This is a genomic window from Methylosinus sp. Sm6 (assembly GCF_019802345.1).
Classification (GTDB): domain Bacteria; phylum Pseudomonadota; class Alphaproteobacteria; order Rhizobiales; family Beijerinckiaceae; genus Methylosinus.
In genome coordinates, this window is the sequence record NZ_JAINDZ010000041.1 from 1 (window position 1) to 12,814 (window position 12,814).

12 protein-coding genes are annotated in these 12,814 nt (G+C 65.5%); 5 read left to right on the forward strand and 7 right to left on the reverse strand.

Annotated features, from left to right (window positions below):
- Positions 1-349 precede the first annotated feature (349 nt).
- Both acpA and K3F48_RS20105 read right to left on the reverse strand, forming a co-directional pair.
- Complete coding sequence (acpA, locus tag K3F48_RS20100; RefSeq protein ID WP_222577224.1) at positions 350-1,801, reverse strand: acid phosphatase; 1,452 nt, start codon at positions 1,799-1,801, stop codon at positions 350-352.
- 192 nt (positions 1,802-1,993) lie between these two features.
- A complete protein-coding gene (locus K3F48_RS20105) occupies positions 1,994-3,064 on the reverse strand; it encodes a cytochrome-c peroxidase (protein WP_222577225.1) in 1,071 nt (356 codons plus the stop codon).
- 400 nt (positions 3,065-3,464) lie between these two features.
- Between K3F48_RS20105 and K3F48_RS20110 the strand changes: the two genes are divergently transcribed.
- The 4 genes from K3F48_RS20110 to K3F48_RS20125 are packed head-to-tail and all read left to right on the forward strand — an operon-like array spanning position 3,465 to position 6,354.
- Positions 3,465-4,586 (forward strand): cytochrome-c peroxidase, encoded by a 1,122-nt coding sequence (locus K3F48_RS20110; protein WP_222577226.1) that lies wholly within the window; start codon positions 3,465-3,467, stop codon positions 4,584-4,586.
- Positions 4,587-4,623: 37 nt separating this feature from the next.
- Positions 4,624-5,697, forward strand: coding sequence for a metallophosphoesterase (locus K3F48_RS20115; protein ID WP_222577227.1), 1,074 nt, complete (start codon positions 4,624-4,626; stop codon positions 5,695-5,697).
- 13 nt (positions 5,698-5,710) lie between these two features.
- Complete coding sequence (locus K3F48_RS20120) at positions 5,711-6,109, forward strand: cytochrome C (protein ID WP_222577228.1); 399 nt, start codon at positions 5,711-5,713, stop codon at positions 6,107-6,109.
- 11 nt (positions 6,110-6,120) lie between these two features.
- Positions 6,121-6,354, forward strand: coding sequence for a hypothetical protein (locus K3F48_RS20125; protein ID WP_222577229.1), 234 nt, complete (start codon positions 6,121-6,123; stop codon positions 6,352-6,354).
- Positions 6,355-6,358: 4 nt separating this feature from the next.
- On the opposite strand, the gene K3F48_RS20130 is transcribed toward K3F48_RS20125, so the two are convergent.
- From K3F48_RS20130 to K3F48_RS20150, 5 genes are all read right to left on the reverse strand, one after another.
- Positions 6,359-6,631 (reverse strand): hypothetical protein, encoded by a 273-nt coding sequence (locus K3F48_RS20130; RefSeq protein WP_222577230.1) that lies wholly within the window; start codon positions 6,629-6,631, stop codon positions 6,359-6,361.
- A 299-nt stretch (positions 6,632-6,930) separates the two neighbouring features.
- Positions 6,931-7,311 carry a hypothetical protein gene (locus K3F48_RS20135; protein WP_222577231.1) on the reverse strand — a complete coding sequence of 127 codons (381 nt, stop codon included), beginning with the start codon at positions 7,309-7,311 and terminating at the stop codon, positions 6,931-6,933.
- 99 nt (positions 7,312-7,410) lie between these two features.
- Positions 7,411-8,346, reverse strand: a complete 936-nt coding sequence (locus K3F48_RS20140) for a ketopantoate reductase family protein (RefSeq protein WP_222577232.1) — start codon at positions 8,344-8,346, stop codon at positions 7,411-7,413.
- Between the two features lies 1 nt (position 8,347).
- On the reverse strand, positions 8,348-9,841 hold the full coding sequence (guaB, locus tag K3F48_RS20145; RefSeq protein WP_222577233.1) for an IMP dehydrogenase: 1,494 nt from the start codon (positions 9,839-9,841) through the stop codon (positions 8,348-8,350).
- Between the two features lie 262 nt (positions 9,842-10,103).
- Positions 10,104-11,702 (reverse strand): alkaline phosphatase PhoX, encoded by a 1,599-nt coding sequence (locus K3F48_RS20150; RefSeq protein ID WP_222577234.1) that lies wholly within the window; start codon positions 11,700-11,702, stop codon positions 10,104-10,106.
- Positions 11,703-12,018: 316 nt separating this feature from the next.
- Here K3F48_RS20150 and K3F48_RS20155 point away from each other — a divergent pair, with 316 nt between their 5' ends.
- Positions 12,019-12,810 carry an inositol monophosphatase family protein gene (locus K3F48_RS20155; RefSeq protein WP_222577235.1) on the forward strand — a complete coding sequence of 264 codons (792 nt, stop codon included), beginning with the start codon at positions 12,019-12,021 and terminating at the stop codon, positions 12,808-12,810.
- Positions 12,811-12,814: the final 4 nt, after the last annotated feature.

Consider the following 12,814-nt stretch of genomic DNA (forward strand, 5'->3'; position numbering starts at 1 on the left):
AACCCCCGCAACGCCCACCGAAACCCCTCGTTCGGCGAGCCGCAACCATTTCCGTACAAGGCCTCAATGACAATATCCAATAGGGTAGGAGAAAGTAATCTATCGAGTAGCAGGAGCAATCCGCTCAGGCTGTTTATATGGCGCCGCAAACAGGCTCGTCCCTCCCCAGCCGACAAGGTCGGAGCGGCGCCCACACGCCCGATAAAAGCTCAAAATAAACAACTTGCTTTGCCAGATTCCGGACCGCCGCTCCGCCCCTGCCCGAATGCCGACCCGATAGGGCGTGCGGACAGCGCCGTAGCGGCAGTGCGGCGCCGGGTTCACGCGGAGGACCGGCGCCGCTCGGCGGTCAGCGGGCCGCGGCGCTGTCGGTCCGCGACGACGGGAGCAGCGCATTGCGCAGATCCGCGGCGCGGGCGTCGCGGTCCGTCAGCGGCTCGAGACCGAAGCGCATTTCGATCGTGCGCAGGATGGACGTCGTGTCATAGGCCGTATGGTCGACGAAGCCCTTTTTGGCGAGGGGCGAGACGATTAAAGTCGGAACGCGGGAGCCCGGCCCGAATCGGTCGATCTTCGGCGGCGCCACATGGTCCCACGCGCCGCCGTTCTCATCGGCGGTGATGATGATCAGCATGTCCTTCCAGTTCGGGCTGGCGCGCAGCCGCGCCACCACCTCGGCGATATGCGCATCGCCGCTCTTCAGATCGGCGTAGTCGGGATGCTGATTCACGCGGCCGATCGGCTTGTAGAAGGAGACGGCCGGCAGGGTTCCGGCCGCCGCGGCGGCGAAGAAATCCTCGGCGTCCTTCAGATGCCGCTCGCGCTCGGCGCTTCCCGGCGCATATTTCGCAAAATAGAGGAACGGCTGGTGATGCGTCTGGAAATAATCCGGCTTGTCCCGCTGCCGGATGCGCCCGGCGCGCATATCGTTCCAGCCGCCCGCAAACCAAGCCCAGCCGACGCCTTTTTCGGTGAGGCGGTCGCCGATCGTCGGCGCCGCCTGCGGCGGCAGCGTCTGCTCGGCGGGAACCGGCAGGTCGATCGGCGAGAGCGGCGACGGCGGCTGCAGCGTGCTCACGGCGAAGCCGTCCGGCGTCACGCGACCGGTTTTGCGATAGCGCGGCGGACCGTCGAGCGCGCTCTTGGGCGAATTGTCGGCGCGCGCCAGAAAGCCGGTCTTCTCGTCGATCTCGGCGACGAGGCTCGGCGGCGGCGAGGGATAGACGGGCGCGCAGGCGCAGACCAGGAACACGTGATTGAGAAAGGAGCCTCCGAACGCCGCGTGAAAAAAATGGTCGGCGAGCGTGAACTCTTCGGCGAGACGCCATTGCGCGAGGCCGCGTCCGTCGTAATAGCCCATGACGAGGCCGCCGGCGCTGGAGACCGCGGCGAAGCGGTCCATCCTGCCGCCGTTGATCTGCTCCTGCTCCTGATAGAAGTCATGGGTGAGATCGGCCGTCTTCTCGCCATTGGGCGCGAAAGCGTCGATCGGGAACGGCGCATTGGGCAGGCTCTGGGGAAAGCGCGGGTCGAGGCTCTTATGCGCCGGAATGGGCGGCAGCTTCGTCAAGACGGAGCCGTCGGCGTCCGCCTGGGCGAAGCGGTCGGCCGCGACGCCGAGGCCATCGGCCCCCGGAAACAGCCCGAACACATTATCGAAGCTGCGGTTTTCCGTGTAGATGACGACGATGTGCCCGATTTCGGCGAAGGGATTGGCGGCTTCTTGCGCCGAGCCCGGCGCGTTCGCGAGCGCGAGCAGAGCCGTCGCTGCGGCGAAGGAACGGAAAATCGACATTCTCATGGGCGATCCGGCTGCTGTCGTTTCGGGGAATGCGTCGAAATGCGAGCCTGAAAGGCTCGCGGTCCGACATCCCCGGACCACGGGCCTAAAAGGCTCGCTCTCGACCAGAATGAGGAAACAAGCAGACGGAATCGTGACGGCCCCGCCTTCGCGCCGGCGGCGCGAAGGCGTTTCGTCACGCGCTCGCGCGCGTCAGTGTCCGCCGGCGGTCGCCGTGGTCGTGGTCTGCGCGGGACGCGGCGTGTCGTTGGTGCGCCCCGGCAGCACGGGATAGTCCACGCGCGGCTGCTCGCCCGTGAGGGAGCCGAGGAAGGCGACGATCGCCTTGGTCTCGTCTCCCGCGAGCTTCACGCCGAGCTGGTCGGCCGCCATGATCGACACGGCCTCCTCCAGCGTCCACACGCTGCCCGTGTGGAAATAAGGCGCGCGCAGCGCCACATTGCGCAGCGGGGAGGCGCGGAACACATAATCGTCCGACGCGCTCTTGGTGACGGCGGCGCGGCCCTTGTCCGCGGCCGGCAGCACGTCTGCCGAGGGCTTCTGCGCGACGCCGAAGGGGAAATAGCCGGCGCCGCCGACATTGACGCCGCCGTGACAGGAGACGCAGCCCTTGTCCATGAACAGGCGAAGGCCTTGCTTCTCGGTCGCGTCGAGCGCGGCCTCGTCGCCGGCGAGGAATTTGTCGAAGCGCGAGCCGGGCGTGATCAGCGTCGCCTCGAAGGCTTCGATCGCCAGAGCGAAATTGTCGAAATTGGCCGGCTTGGCGTCGCTCGGGAACGCCTTCTTGAACTCGGCGACATAGGCGGGAATCGAGTTCAGCGTCGCCTCGACATTGGCGGGCGTGTTGTTCATCTCGACGCCGGCCTGCACCGGGCCCTTCGCCTGCGTCTTGAGATCCGGCGCGCGGCCATCCCAGAACTGCGCGACGTTGAACACGGCGTTGAGCACGGTCGGCGCGCGGCGCGGGCCCTTCTGCCAGCCGTGGCCGATCGAGGTCGAGCCGGCGTCGACGCCGCCGAGGCTCAGATTGTGGCAGGAGTTGCAGCTGATGATCTGGCTCGACGACATGCGCGGATCGAAGAACAGCTTCTTGCCGAGCTCGATCTTGGCAGGCGTGATTTCATTGCTCTTCACGGCCTTGGCGGCCGCGGCCGACGTGATCGGCGCGAACAGGGCGTTGGCGTCCGCCCTCAGATCGCCCGCCATGGCGGCGGCGGGCAGCAACAGCATCGCGCTCAGCGACGCGACAAAGGAACGAGACATTTTTGGACGGGCTCCCTCGAATGTGTCGAGCGTGCGCTGCGAACAAGGCCGCTCGAGCCACGTCCGCCTAGCACAACCGCGGCCGCCGAGCAAAGGCGAACGACTGCAGCTAAATCCGAAATTTCAAGTATCTGTGACGCTGCCATGACAGTCGCGGCGGTTCTCCGCCAAAGCTGAAGTCGTATTGCGTTTCTTGGCATGTCATCGCGGCGAATGCCTGAGCATTTACTGCGCCGCACAAGCCCGGATACTGCGCTGGCGATAATCGAGAAGAGACGAATGTGGACGGATTTGTCACGACGACGCCTTGCCGATCGGTCGGATTGGGGGCAAGATCGCGGTGAATAGCGTCCAAAACAGAAGCGGCTCACGTCCGACAGGCGCACAAGGGGAGGAAAACATGGCCGTGCTCATGCGCGTCGCGACGGCGCTCGCGGCTTGCTTCAGCCTTTCGGGCGCGGCGAAGGCCGAGCCGCTCGGCCTTCCGCCCATTCCCATTCCCGCCGACAATCCGCAGAGCGCGGACAAGATCTCCCTCGGCAATCGGCTGTTTCACGATCTGCGCTTCTCCAGCGACGGAACAGTCGCCTGCGCGACCTGCCATGCGGACGACAAGGCCTTCACCGATGGTCCGCTGCGCACATCGGAGGGGATCGGCAAGAAGACCGGCACGCGCAATGCGCCGACGGTGATCAACTCCGCTTATTTCACCTCCTTCTTCTGGGACGGACGCTCTGCTTCGCTCGAGGATCAGTCGCAGCATCCCTTCGTCAATCCGGTCGAGATGGGCCTGCCGACGCATGAGCCGATCCTGAACATCGTCCGCTCCGACGACTTCTATGTCGATCTGTTCAAGCGCGCCTTCGGCAAGACTGGCGACGCCATCACCATGGAGGAGGTGAAGAAGGCCATCGCCTCCTATGAGCGCACCCTCGTCTCCGGCGATTCGCCCTTCGACCGCTGGCGCTTCCGCAAGGAGGAGAATGCGATCTCGGCGGACGCCAAGCGCGGCTTCGACCTCTTCGTCGGCCAGGGGCGCTGCGTCTCCTGCCATGTGATCGAGGAGACGCAGGCGCTGTTCACCGACAATCGCTTCCACAATATCGGCGTCGGCATCAATCGCGCGCAATTCGACGTGCCGCGGCTCGCGGCCGAGTTCCTGACCGCCAAGGCGAAAGGGGCCGATGTCGACAAGACGGTTCTTTCCGATCCGAAGACCTCGGAGCTCGGCCGCTTCGCCGTCACCGATCAGTTCGACGTGATCGGCGCCTTCAAGACGCCGACGCTGCGCAATGTCGCGGTCACCCCGCCCTATATGCACGACGGCTCGCTGAAGACGCTGAAGGACGTCGTCAAGCATTACAACAATGGCGGGCGCAGCGACGGCGATCCGGCGCAGGTCAACGACTATCTCTCCGGCGGCATCAGGCCGCTCGGCCTCACCGAGCAGCAGATGGACGATCTCGTCGCCTTCATGGGGACGCTCACCACGCCCGCCTATTTCGGCGCGAAGACCAAATGAGACGCCGAAAGGCGCGAATGAAAAAGGGGAGCAGCCGATGAGCGAATTGATCACGAGGCGCAGCGTGCTCGCCGGCGCGAGCGCCGGCGCGGCGATCGCGACCCTGCCGATCAGCATGGTCACTCTCGCCTTCGGCGGAACGCGCGAGGACTTCACCTTCACCTATATTTCCGACGCCCATATCCAGCAGATCAAGGGCGCGACCTTCGTGCGCAATTGGGACCAGGGATTGAAGCGCGCGGTGGCCGAGGCCAATCTGGTGAAGCCCGAATCCGACTTCGTGATGTTCGGCGGCGATCTCGCCCAGCTCGGCAAGCGCGAGGAGCTCGACCACGGCGCCGAGATGCTCTCCAAGCTCGAGGGCAAGCTCTATTGCGTGATGGGCGAGCACGACTATTACCTCGACCTCGGCGATTATTGGAGCAAGCTCTATGGTCCGCATTATTACAGCTTCGACCATAAGGGCGTGCATTTCGTCGTGCTGAACTCGATCCTGACCAGCGAGCATTGGACCTTCCATCGCTGGCCGACGGCCGAGCAGCGCATGCTGGAAATGGCGGGATTGGACAATCCAAATGGCTCGCCCTTCATGGTCGGCGACAAGCAGCGCAAATGGCTCGCGAACGATCTCGCCAAGGTCGACAGAGCGACGCCGCTCGTCGTCTTCTCACACTCGCCGCTGCAGAAGATCTACAAGGGCTGGAATTTCTGGACCGACGACGCCGAGGACGTGCAGGCGCTGCTCGCGCCTTACGACAATGTCACCGTCGTCTACGGCCATGTGCATCAGATCCAATATAATCAGATCGGCAACATCAGCTTCAACTCGGTGATGTCGACGGCCTGGCCCTGGCCCTATCCGCAAACCTATTCGCAGGCCGAGAGCCATCTGCCGGTGCTCACCATTCCGATGAATCGCGCCGATCCCTTCTTCGAGCGCGACGCCACCGGCTGGCAGCTGATCGATATCGGCTCGGGGCGCGTCGCTGCGCGCTATCAGCTCTGGGACAATGAGCCGCGCACCGTGGCCTATGACCGCAAGGCCGGGCGTCCGGTCGATGTCGCCTATCAGGAGCCGACGCAGCGCCGTCCGCCTCAGACCCATTATTGATCGGGAGCTCGACATGCCTCGCTCGACATTGCTTCTCGCCATCGCGCTCACCGCCTTCGGCGCCTCGGCGCGGGCGGACGAGTTCACGCGCGCCGATGTGGACCGCTATCTGAAGGAATTCGAGAGCGTGGCCGCGGAAGGCCGCAAGCTGTGGACCAATGGCTCCGTCGGGACCAATGGCGTCGCCTGCGCGCAATGCCATCCCAACGCCGCCAACACCCATCCGGAAACCTATCCGAAGTTCCAGAAGCAGCTCGGCAAGGTGGCGCAGCTGTTCGAGATGGTGAACTGGTGCATCCGCAATCCGCTGCAGGGCCAGAACCTCGCGGCCGATGATCCGCGCATGACCGCGCTCGTCTCCTACATCACTTTCGAGCGGCGGGGCATGAAGCTCACGCCGGGCGTTCATTGAAGGAGCTTGTCATGCGACGAGCATTGCTGATCGCTTTGCCGGCCGTCTTCCTCGCCTGCGCCGCAATGGCCGCGCCAAATCCGGAGGACGCGCCGGCGCAAGCGTGGCAGTCCGCCCCGGAGTCTGGGCAAGCGGTCGCGGCGCCGTCGCCCTGCAGCGGCTGCGCCGGCCATGATTGCGCGAATTGTCCGCTCGCGCGCGCCGCGCTGGCGCGGGCGGAAACGCTTCCGCCCTGCCCGCACTGACCGCCTATTCCACGATGGCGGGCGCGGGCGCCGTCGCGATCAGCGGAATGCCGAAAAAGCTCTCGTCATCGGCGCCGGCGGCCTTGTGCAGTTCGAAGGCGTCCTTCCAGACCGCCGTCTCGGTCGCGTCGGCCGGCCGATAAGTGCATTTGCCCTCGGCATTGCCGGCCTGCAGCCATTTGCGGCTGTTGCGGACGAAGCGGTCGAGGGCTTTCTGATCGGTCGGGCGAATCACGCAGCGCGGAACGCCATCGACCATCACGACTTGCGGAAGCATGTCCGATCTCCGACAAAGGGCCGCGGTCGTCTCGTCGGCGCGCTCCACCCTCCCCGAAAGGGGACGACGGAAACGCCGCGTCCGGGCTGAGATCGCCTTTCGGCCCGTCTGATTGCTCGTCTCATAATTTGAGAGCAATCACGGCGCCACCCGTCCGATCCCCTCACCCCGAGGAGCCCGCGCAGCGGGCGTCTCGAAGAGCGGGCCACAGCGCGCGCTCTGAAACATCCATCGACACGCGCGCTGCGGGCGCTCCTCAGGATGAGGCGTTCGACTGCAGTGATCGAGCCGAAGCCGTCTCAGCCGATGAAATCCTGCACGACATCGCCCAGAATGCGGTTCACATCGTCGAGGGTCGAGAGGTCGTAACGGGCGGTCTTCTCGCCGGCCTCGTTGTCGCGCTCGAATTTGGCGTGGCCGAGTGTGATCGAGGCGCCTTCGATCTCGAAGGGAACGCCAAGCGGCTCCTTCAGCGGCCGCGTGACATAGAGGAGCCCCCTCACCTTCTGCTCGACGGCGCTTCCCATGAGGGTGACGTCGACGCCGAATTTGGGCCCGATATCCTTCTTGATCATATCGTCCAGAAAGTCGATCCACCGGAAAAAGCTGGCGAAACTCCTGCGCACCTCGGCGATGAGCTGCTCTTCGGCCCTGACGAGGCTCTCGCTCGACTCGGTCATGATAAGTCCCCGCTCGCCGGCGCCTGTCGCCGGACTTGCGGCAAATTACGCGAAATTTGTGCCGTGAGGGCCTGAAGCGAGCCCGAAGAGGCTCGCGGATCAGTGGGCGCCTTTGGACCGATGCGCCGACTGACGCCCTATCTCATAGGCGCGGACATGGGTGAGCGCGATCTCGAGAAACGGCGTCTCCACTCCGGCGCGCGTCGCGCGCGCGTGCATGTCGCCTAAAATGTGCTCGCCTTCTGTCGGCGCGCCGCGCTCGATGTCGCGCAGCATCGAGGCTTTGAGCGGCGAGTCGCGCTCTGTCAGAACCGCGAGCAACGCCTCCGCCTCGGGCGACGGACGCCAGCCCTCGGCGCGGGCGACACGCTCACATTCGTCGCGACAGCGCAGCGCGAGACGCTCGCCCGCAGGCGTCGCCAAAATATCTCCGACGCTCGCGCGCATCAGCGAGGTGACGCCCGCGAGCGCCGCGAGCAGCACGAATTTGTCCCACATCCAGCAATCGATGTCGTCGACATGGCGCGCATCGACCGGAGTCTTCGCAAAGGCTGCGTGAAGCACCGCGAGCCGTGCGTCCGCCACGCCGTCGCGCACGCCGAAAATCATGCGGTTGCGCTCGCCGAAATGACGGACGGAGCCGTTCTCGCCCAGTGTCGCGCTGATCTGCGCCACACCGCCGAACACTCTCGCCCGCGAAAAGCGCGCGGCGATGAGATCGAGATGAGCGAGTCCGTTCAGCAATGGCAGGATCGCCGTCCCCGGCCCCACGGCGCCGGCGATCGTCTCCAGCGCCGTGTCGAGGTCATAGGCCTTGCAGGTCAGGATCACGAGATCAAAGGCCGAATCGGCCCGGGTCTGCGTCGTCACGGCGAGCCGCGCATCGCCGAGCGGGCTCTCGATCACCAGCCCGCGCTCGGCGAGAAGGCGCGCCCGCGCCTCGCGCACGAGAAAGGTCACATCGGCCCCGGCCTCGACGAGCCGGCCGCCATAATAGCCGCCGACCCCGCCCGCTCCGAGAACCGCGATGCGCATCTCAGGCGCCGCCGGTCGGATAGTTCGGGCTTTCGCGTGTGATCGTCACGTCATGGACATGGCTCTCGCGCAGGCCGGCGTTGGTGATGCGCACGAATTCCGCCTTGGATTGAAATTCGGGGATGGTCGGCGCGCCGACATAGCCCATCGCCGAGCGCAGGCCGCCGGCGAGCTGATAGAGGATCGGCGCCACCGGCCCGCGATAGGGCACCTGTCCCTCGATCCCTTCCGGCACCAGCTTCAGGCTCTCCTTCACATCCTGCTGGAAGTAACGGGCCGCCGAGCCCGCCTCCATGGCGCCGACCGAGCCCATGCCGCGATAGGATTTGAACGAGCGGCCCTGATAGAGGAACACGTCGCCCGGCGCCTCCTCGGCGCCGGCGAGCAGCGAGCCGACCATCACCGCCGAGGCGCCGGCGGCGATCGCCTTGGCGAGATCGCCGGAAAATTTGACGCCGCCGTCGGCGATCACCGGCACGCCGGCCTTATGCGCCTCCTCGGCCGCGTCCATGATCGCGGTGAGCTGCGGCACGCCGACGCCGGCGACGATGCGCGTCGTGCAGATGGAGCCCGGGCCGATGCCGACCTTGATCGCGTCGGCGCCGGCGTCGATCAGCGCCTTGGCGCCGTCGCGCGTCGCAATATTGCCGGCGACGATCGACACTTTGTTGGAGATTTTCTTGATTCGGCCGACCTGATCGAGCACCGCCTGCGAATGGCCGTGCGCCGTGTCGATGACGATGAGATCGACGCCGGCGTCGATGAGATGCTGCGCGCGCTCGAAACCGCGGTCGCCCACGGTCGAGGCGGCGGCGACGCGCAGCCGCCCTTCGGCGTCCTTGGCGGCGTGCGGATGCAGCGTCGCCTTCTCGATATCTTTCACGGTGACGAGGCCGACGCAGCGATAATCCTCGTCGACCACCAGCAGCTTCTCGATGCGATGCTGGTGCAGGAGGCGGCGCGCCTCGTCCTGGTCGACGCCCTCGCGCACGGTGATGAGCTCTCGCGTCATCAGCTCGGCCACCGGCTGCGAGCTGTCGTCGGCGAAGCGCACGTCGCGGTTGGTGAGAATGCCGACCAGCTTGCCAGGCTTGTCGGAGGCGCCGCGCTCGACCACCGGAATGCCGGAAATGCCATTGCGCGCCATCAGCGACAGCGCGTCGGCGAGCGTCTCGTCGGGATGGATGGTGATCGGATCGACCACCATGCCGCTCTCATAGCGCTTGACCTTGCGCACCTCGGCGGCCTGGGCGGCGGGGGTGAGATTCTGGTGGATGACGCCGAGACCGCCGGCCTGGGCCATGGCGATGGCGAGCCGCGCTTCGGTCACCGTGTCCATGGCCGAGGAGATGATCGGCAGGTTGAGCGTGATCTCGCGCGTCAGCCGGGTCGAAATATCGACATGCGAGGGCATGACCAGCGAATGGCGAGGGCGCAGCAGCACATCGTCGAAGGTCAGGGCCTCGTGCAACGCCGGTCGTGCGTAGGATGTCATGGAGCCAACTCCCTCGGGGCGGTGAAAACGGCAATGAGGCCGTCTTCCGGGTTGGCGCGTGCTCATAGCATCAATGTGACGGAAGGCAAAATCACCGAAGACGGCGGTGGAAAACTGCAGCCGGCTCGCAAGGCGCGCGAAGCTCTTTGTCGCGCCTTTCGCGGCGCTCGCAGCCGCCCGACTGAACGCAAAACGCCGGGCGAGAGCCTCGCCCGGCGAAAGCTGCGCGGCGGGATCGCTCCCGCCGCGATGAGGATCCGGCTCAGGGACGGATGATCTCGTAAACGCGGTTCTGGCCGTGCTGCTTGGTGAAGAAGGCGCGGCCGTCGACGAGCCCGCCCACCGTGCCGACGATCGCGCTCTTCAGAACGCTGCCGTTGGAGGTGATGAGGCCGGTCGGCTCATTATCGCTGGCGCCGAGCGGAGACGTGAGCGAATCGCTGCCGAGGGCGACGAGGCGCTTCGACGACAGTCCGCCACGCACGGAGAACGTCCAGATCGAGTCGAATTTCTTCAGCTGATCATGAAGCTTGTCGCCGCGGTCCTCGGTGATGAACAGCTGATTGCTGTTGGCGAAGGCGATATTGTCGAAGGCGGCGTGGTCGGCGTCGCCGAGATAGGCGGTCGAGATCACGCCGTCATAGGCGACGCTGCCGGCGAGCGGGAAGCGGCCGATCTTCTCGATGCGCATGATCGCGCCCCAGGCGCCGCGCTTCGCCAGCTGCGGAACCTGGCCGGTCGGCGCATCGGTGTCGCCGGTCACGGTGATGTAGAAGGTGTTGAAGTCCGAGGTCGGGTCGAACACCAGATTCTCGGGACGCTTGAGCGGCGTCGCGCCAGCCGCCCGCGCCGCCGCGGTGGCGTTGAAGGGCGCGGTGTCGCCGGCATTGGAGGTGTGGATGGTGACCCACTTGAACGGCCAATAGCGGCCCGGCGAATAGAGGAGACGCTGCTTGGTCGAGGTGATGTCGCCCACGACGTCGTCGGCATGGAACTTCAGCACTTCGCCGTCGACCGTCGCCTGCAGAGCCTGCAGCTTGCCGCCGGCCGACAGGTCCTTGGGATTGTTCGGCAGGTAGCGATAGATGAAGGAATGGGGCTGTTTCGCGTTCAGCAGCGGCACATTGCGGACGCCGTCGACCGTCGCCTTCGTGCCCGCCGGAGCCGTGACGCCGCCGATATCCTCGACGAGGTAGATATTGCCCTTGTTGTCCGGATGAACGCCCTCGAAGCCGCCGAGGCCGATGAACGCCTCATAGGACTTGTGGACGGGCGGCCAAGTCACCGAAACCGAATGAACAGTGCCGGCGCCGTTGAGCGAGGCGTCCTCGTTCTCCTCGGCGAACAGAAGCGTGTCGTTGAACGGGTCGTAGGACGAGCCGTCGATGCGGTTGAGCGCGGTCTTGCCGGTCGCCTCGTTCACGGGCGTCAGCAGAGTAATGCGATGCGCCGGATCGGCGACATCGAGATTGATGCGCGTCACATAGGCGAGGTCGCCGCCATTCTCATGGCCCTGGAACAGGAAGTGCGTGCCGTAGTCATAGCCCGCCGTCGGTCCGCCCGGATTCGCCGGCAGCACCAGATAGGTGTTGATGTCCGGCACGGTGTCCGCGCCGGTCGAGAGCCTGCCGAACTGAGTGATGACTCCGCTCGGATTCTCGATCGGGTCTTTGAAGTAGGCGACCTGCTTCAGGGTGAAAGGAGCGGCGACGACGTTCGGCTTGGCATTATTCGTGATCGGCTTCACCGCGTCGGGAACGCTGTTCGAGATCGTGCCGATGCCGTCGCGCGCCTGCGCGGCGCCCGCGCCGTAGACGAGGAGCGCCGCGACTGCGGCGCCACAGAAGATCGAAGTTTTCATACAGCCCCTCCTTGGGGATCGATGCGTCAGCGAGGGAGGCTATAGGTCGGCTGTATGACGCTTTTTTCACGCCGCGCGTCGATCGCCGGCTCCGCAGCGTCGCAAAACGTCTCGAACCGCGCCGCGGCCGCGCCGGACGACGAGCGAAAAAATGCGATGAGAGAAATCTGCTTTTCGCCGAATGGCCTACGCCTCGCGCTCCCCGCCTCCGGCCCATCGCCGAATCGTGAGCGCGGCCGCGAACGCGCTTGACGCCGCGGCGGCGGCCGGGGCATTTGTGCCCCTCTCATCCATCGCCGCGCTGTCCAAGGGCTCCATGATCCGATCCGCACTGATGAATGTGATGACGGCCGCCGTCATCAAGGCCGGCCGCGGCTTGAAGCGCGATTTCGGCGAGGTCGAGAATCTGCAGGTGTCGGTCAAAGGGCCCGGCGATTTCGTCACCGCGGCCGACAAGCGCGCAGAAAAGACCTTGTTCGAGGAATTGTCGCGCGCGCGGCCGGGCTATGGATTCCTGATGGAGGAAGGCGGCGCGGTCGAAGGCTCGGACAAGAGCCACACCTGGCACATCGACCCGCTCGACGGCACGTCGAACTTTCTGCACGGCATCCCGATCTTTGCCGTGTCGGTGGGGCTCGAGCGCGAGGGACAGCTCGTCGCCGGCGTCGTCTATAATCCGGCGAGCGACGAGATGTTCGTGGCCGAGAAGGGCCAGGGGGCCTATTTCAACAATCGGCGCATGCGCGTCTCGGCGCGCAAGACGCTGCCCGAGTCGCTCGTGGCCTGCGGCATTCCGCCGCTCGCCGGAATCGAGCGGCATGCGCGCTTTCAGACCGAGCTCGCCGCGGTCATGGCGAAGACCGGAAACATCCGCCGCCTCGGCGCCGCCGCCCTCGATCTCGCCTTCGTCGCGGCGGGGCGTTGCGACGGTTATTGGGAGCGCGGCATCAAACCCTGGGACATCGCCGCGGGCATTGTCCTGGTGCGCGAAGCGGGCGGCTTCGTCACCGATGTCGACGGCGGCTCCGACATGCTGTCCAGGAACGCCATCTGCGCGGGCAATGAGGCGATCCATCGCCAATTGCTCGAGACGCTGCGCAAGGCCTGAAGAC

Coding starts and splice junctions, on each gene's coding strand:
- K3F48_RS20115 (WP_222577227.1), top strand. CDS start 4,624: ATGAGCGAATTGATCACGAGGCGCAGCGTGCTCGCCGGCGCGAGCGCC.
- K3F48_RS20110 (WP_222577226.1), top strand. CDS start 3,465: ATGGCCGTGCTCATGCGCGTCGCGACGGCGCTCGCGGCTTGCTTCAGC.
- guaB (WP_222577233.1), bottom strand. CDS start 9,841: ATGACATCCTACGCACGACCGGCGTTGCACGAGGCCCTGACCTTCGAC.
- acpA (WP_222577224.1), bottom strand. CDS start 1,801: ATGAGAATGTCGATTTTCCGTTCCTTCGCCGCAGCGACGGCTCTGCTC.
- K3F48_RS20125 (WP_222577229.1), top strand. CDS start 6,121: ATGCGACGAGCATTGCTGATCGCTTTGCCGGCCGTCTTCCTCGCCTGC.
- K3F48_RS20135 (WP_222577231.1), bottom strand. CDS start 7,311: ATGACCGAGTCGAGCGAGAGCCTCGTCAGGGCCGAAGAGCAGCTCATC.
- K3F48_RS20105 (WP_222577225.1), bottom strand. CDS start 3,064: ATGTCTCGTTCCTTTGTCGCGTCGCTGAGCGCGATGCTGTTGCTGCCC.
- K3F48_RS20155 (WP_222577235.1), top strand. CDS start 12,019: ATGATCCGATCCGCACTGATGAATGTGATGACGGCCGCCGTCATCAAG.
- K3F48_RS20140 (WP_222577232.1), bottom strand. CDS start 8,346: ATGCGCATCGCGGTTCTCGGAGCGGGCGGGGTCGGCGGCTATTATGGC.
- K3F48_RS20130 (WP_222577230.1), bottom strand. CDS start 6,631: ATGCTTCCGCAAGTCGTGATGGTCGATGGCGTTCCGCGCTGCGTGATT.
- K3F48_RS20150 (WP_222577234.1), bottom strand. CDS start 11,702: ATGAAAACTTCGATCTTCTGTGGCGCCGCAGTCGCGGCGCTCCTCGTC.
- K3F48_RS20120 (WP_222577228.1), top strand. CDS start 5,711: ATGCCTCGCTCGACATTGCTTCTCGCCATCGCGCTCACCGCCTTCGGC.